Raw genomic sequence first — 4,029 nt, forward strand, 5'->3', positions numbered from 1 at the left:
AGAGAGTCTAAATTCTCTAGCCAACGGCTTAAACGCGGGCTGTATCGAACGAAAGATGGTTTTCTGGTTAACGCGGACTGTAACGGGGCGGCTAATATATTGAGGAAAAGTAAGCACAATGCTTTAAGCGGAGTGTCTGGGGGTTGTTTGGCACAGCCGTTAAGAGTGAAAATCTCTTAAAAATCTCCGCCTTCTACGGCGCTAGAGTGTCAACCGGACGCTAACCTTACGGCTATAGCGCGGGGCTTATCGGCGGTTAAGCTAAGTTTCTGGGTCAACCCTGAGCAAGATTTGGCAAGCACTGGGGTAAGGGTAATCCTATCTCAGCCAGCCTAGCCTCTGAATAAATCCCCTTAGTGGGAAGTATGAAACATCAACTTGGAGAACGACAAATATGGACTTATCACTTATTCCCCCGGAACCGAAACCAGGATTGGTCAATGTGTTGATCGAAATTCCTGCGGGGAGTAAAAATAAATACGAATTTGATAAAGATTTACAAGCCTTCGCCCTAGATCGGGTTTTATACTCCTCTGTTCAGTACCCCTATGATTATGGGTTTATCCCGAATACTTTAGCGGATGATGGAGACCCCCTTGATGGCATGGTGTTGATGGATCAACCGACATTTCCTGGTTGTGTGATTGCGGCGCGGCCCATTGGTATGCTAGAAATGATTGATGGTGGCGATCGCGATGAGAAAATTCTCTGTGTTCCTGCCAAAGACCCCCGCTATAGTGAGGTAAAATCTCTGAAAGATATCGCACCTCACCGCCTAGAGGAAATTGCGGAATTTTTCAGAACCTACAAAAATCTTGAGAAAAAAGTCACAGAAATTCTGGGTTGGCAAGATGTGGACAAGGTACAAGCTATAGTGCAAGCCTCTTGCATAAAATCCGGTAATTTCCTGCAGGAGCCGGAAATTATTCCTCAAAGGAGATGATCGATGCAGGTCCAGGATTAGACCTACGTTAAGGGGGTAATGACACCATCGGGTGAACGCGAGCCTGTTGCTCTGTCGTCTATCTTTAAGGAACGAGATGAGTGGATTTGTAAGCTCGAGTGAGCTAGACGTAAAAAGCCCCTTTAACATGACCGAGGCCAACATTACCCCATCTGGGAGATAGCTTAAATGCCAAATTACCAAAATTACGTTTTTGTGGTTGACACACTGGGGCAACCGTTAAGTCCCACTCATCCGGCCAGAGCCAGAAAGCTTTTGAAGCAGGGTTTAGCCGCAGTGTTTAGGACTTATCCATTTACAATTATACTCAAGAAAACTGTTGAGAACCCGGGCAATGAAGCATTACGGCTCAAGTTAGACCCAGGGGCATCAGTGACGGGTATTGCCTTAGTTAATCAAAGTCGGGACACAGTTATCTGGGCGGCTGAATTGACTCATAGAGGAGATAGAATCCGAGCCAAGTTAACTGCATGTCGCGTGGTTCGCCGCCACCGTCGTTGCCGAAAAACTCGTTACCGTCAAGCCCGATTCAATAACAGAAAGCGCCAAGAAGGATGGTTGGCTCCCAGCCTCAAACATCGAGTTGAAACCACCTTGACCTGGGTAAATCGACTGATTTCCTCACGCCCGATAACGGACATATCCATGGAGTTGGTACGATTTGACACCCAAAAGCTGCCCAACCCGGAAATATCTGGAGTTGAATACCAGCAAGGGGTTTTATTTGGATACGAGTTGAGAGAATATCTCTTGACGAAATGGCAACACCAGTGTGCCTACTGTGGCGGCCAAAATATCCCTTTAGAAATCGAACACATTCAGCCCAAAAGCCAGGGTGGTTTCGACCGAGTTAGCAATCTGGGTATTGCTTGCCATAAATGCAATCAGAAAAAAGGTTCTCAGCCGGTCGAGCAGTTTCTTTTGCCGAAACCGGAAATCTTGAAGCGGTGTAGCGTGCAGGCCCAAGCCCCCCTGAAAAATGCGGCAGCCGTCAATTCTACCCGATGGGCATTGTTTAACCGCCTGAAGCCAACTGGATTACCCATTGAAATTGGCACTGGAGGTTTAACAAAATATAATCGGACGGTTCAAGGACTACCGAAAACCCATTGGCTAGATGCCGCTGATTGTGTGGGAAAAAGCACCCACCCCCCGGTTGAAAATCAAAACTCACCAGCCATTACTAATTACTTGTTTTGGGCGCGGTGGCCGTCCAAAAGCGGCTCCTAACAAGAGGCTTCCCATTCGCCATAACCCATTAAAACCAATTAAGGGATGGCTTACCGGGGATATAGCCAAGCAGATGGCACATGGAATCGGTAGAATAACCCCGTCGAGTCGCGGCAGTTTTGTTTTAACCAAACCTGACAAAACTCAGTTTTCAGTCAAACCAATAGATTTGAAACCTGTTTTGAGAAGAGATGGCTATTTGTATAAATTTTCCTGAGTTGTCAGGTAATTACCAGGTTATAGATATACTGCAAGGATGACGGAGAAAGCCTAGCGATACCGATTTTACCCGGAACAGGAAAACCTGTTGCGGAGGACTTTGGGTTGTGTTCGCCTGGTGTATAACAAGCCATTAGCCACGGGGACTGATGGTTGGACTTCGCTCACCAACCAAGGTTGGTACGAGGGAGAAGAGGGCATTGATTACGTCGAGACTTCTTCGATGCTGAGGAGGTGGAACAAGACGGAAGGGCTGGACTTGAWCAAGYAGGTCAGTTCGGTTCGGCGATCGCAGAGACTCAGGCATTGGCAGTCCGCATTTTCCAACTTCTTCGCGGGAAAGACGAAGTACCCGAAGTTTAAAAAGAGGAGGAAGGGCGGAAGGGCTGAGTTGACCAAAGCGGCTTTTAATCGGGCGGGTTTATCCAGTGGGCTGGTGTTGGGCATGGCTGACGGTGGAGGCCGCCCCTACAGGGGATGCTTAAACTGCGGATACGATCGCCCTTAAAAATCCCGTTAAAGGTCCGGGAGTGGGAATGKCCCGACTGGGAAACTGATCACGACCGAGACAGACGTAAACGCCAGGAGCAGCATCTTAGCTGCCTGGCTGGCGGTGTCGGTCTGGGTGGCGACCCGAAGACCAGAACACAGCCGGAGTTGCGGGAGTGGTGCTCAAAACCCCAAAGGGGGAAAGAACCAGAAACCCAAATTGTTAGGTTTGGGAATCCCCTTCCGGTTACGGGGAGGATGTCAATGTGATCTGATGAGACCTTAAAATATGTATCGAACCCTGTTGTTGGCTAAAATTCATAACTGTACCATAACTGAGGCTAACCTTAATTATGTCGGCAGTATAAGTATTGACCAAAACTTACTGGACACTGCCGGAATTTTGGTTAATGAACAGGTACAGGTGGTTAACACCACTAACGGGGCTAGACTGATTACCTATGTCATTCCTGCCCCACCTGGGTCTGGTGAAATTCAATTGAATGGGGCGGCGGCTCGTTTAGGCATTCCAGGCGATCGCCTGATAATTATGGCCTATGGGCAGTTGACCCCGGAAGAAGTCCCCACTCATCAGCCGAAAGTGGTTCTTGTGGACGAAAAAAATCAAGTGATCGAAATTCGCGGCCATGAATAATTAGGGGTCGAGATAGACCGTGAGGTCTACCCCTCCCATTCAAAACCGTACTTGAGACTTTCACCTCATACGGCTCCTAGTCTGACCGTCTCTTTGTTAAGAGTACAGCGACATCTCTATGTCAAGAGCTGTCTTATCATCGCGGGTGTGGCGATGCAATAGTTGAAGATTCTTGTATTCATCCTTTCCGCCATGGCTTCTAGGTACAATGTGGTCTACTTCAATTAAATCTGATGGGGTAAAGAATTGYCCACACCAGGTACATCTACCTTTTTGTTTTTTGAGTAGTTTTGCTACCCYAATTGGCGTGTCGATTGCTTGTCCTYTCCTGGTTGCCCAGTAAGTCCAATTTCCGTCGTATGGTGTTGCGCCAGGGCGTATTAGGGTATGTCTGACAATTGGAGTCCACTCGTGCTTGAATAGATGTATCCCATCTTTGGTTTGGAACAACCAATTCTCGTGCCTTTGTTTC

At 47.8% G+C, this 4,029-nt stretch carries 3 protein-coding genes and 3 pseudogenes; 5 read left to right on the forward strand and 1 reads right to left on the reverse strand.

Features of this window, described 5'->3' with window-relative positions:
* From B9T16_RS26455 to panD, 5 genes and pseudogenes are all read left to right on the forward strand, one after another.
* Positions 1-180, forward strand: a pseudogene (locus tag B9T16_RS26455) (RNA-guided endonuclease TnpB family protein); the annotation flags it as partial.
* Positions 181-394: 214 nt separating this feature from the next.
* Positions 395-943, forward strand: coding sequence for an inorganic diphosphatase (locus tag B9T16_RS26460; RefSeq protein ID WP_006615875.1), 549 nt, complete (start codon positions 395-397; stop codon positions 941-943).
* Between the two features lie 189 nt (positions 944-1,132).
* Positions 1,133-2,411: pseudogene (gene iscB / locus B9T16_RS26465) on the forward strand (RNA-guided endonuclease IscB).
* 69 nt (positions 2,412-2,480) lie between these two features.
* A pseudogene (locus B9T16_RS26470) lies at positions 2,481-2,921 on the forward strand (helix-turn-helix domain-containing protein); the annotation flags it as partial.
* A gap of 270 nt (positions 2,922-3,191) precedes the next feature.
* Positions 3,192-3,557 carry an aspartate 1-decarboxylase gene (gene panD, locus B9T16_RS26475; RefSeq protein WP_410246156.1) on the forward strand — a complete coding sequence of 122 codons (366 nt, stop codon included), beginning with the start codon at positions 3,192-3,194 and terminating at the stop codon, positions 3,555-3,557.
* Between the two features lie 96 nt (positions 3,558-3,653).
* Here panD and B9T16_RS26480 read toward each other — a convergent pair.
* Positions 3,654-4,029: HNH endonuclease (locus tag B9T16_RS26480; protein ID WP_410246157.1), on the reverse strand; the 376-nt coding region annotated here is incomplete at its 5' end.

The organism is Arthrospira sp. PCC 8006, assembly GCF_046480465.1.
In the GTDB taxonomy this organism is placed as follows: Bacteria; Cyanobacteriota; Cyanobacteriia; order Cyanobacteriales; family Microcoleaceae; genus Limnospira; species Limnospira platensis.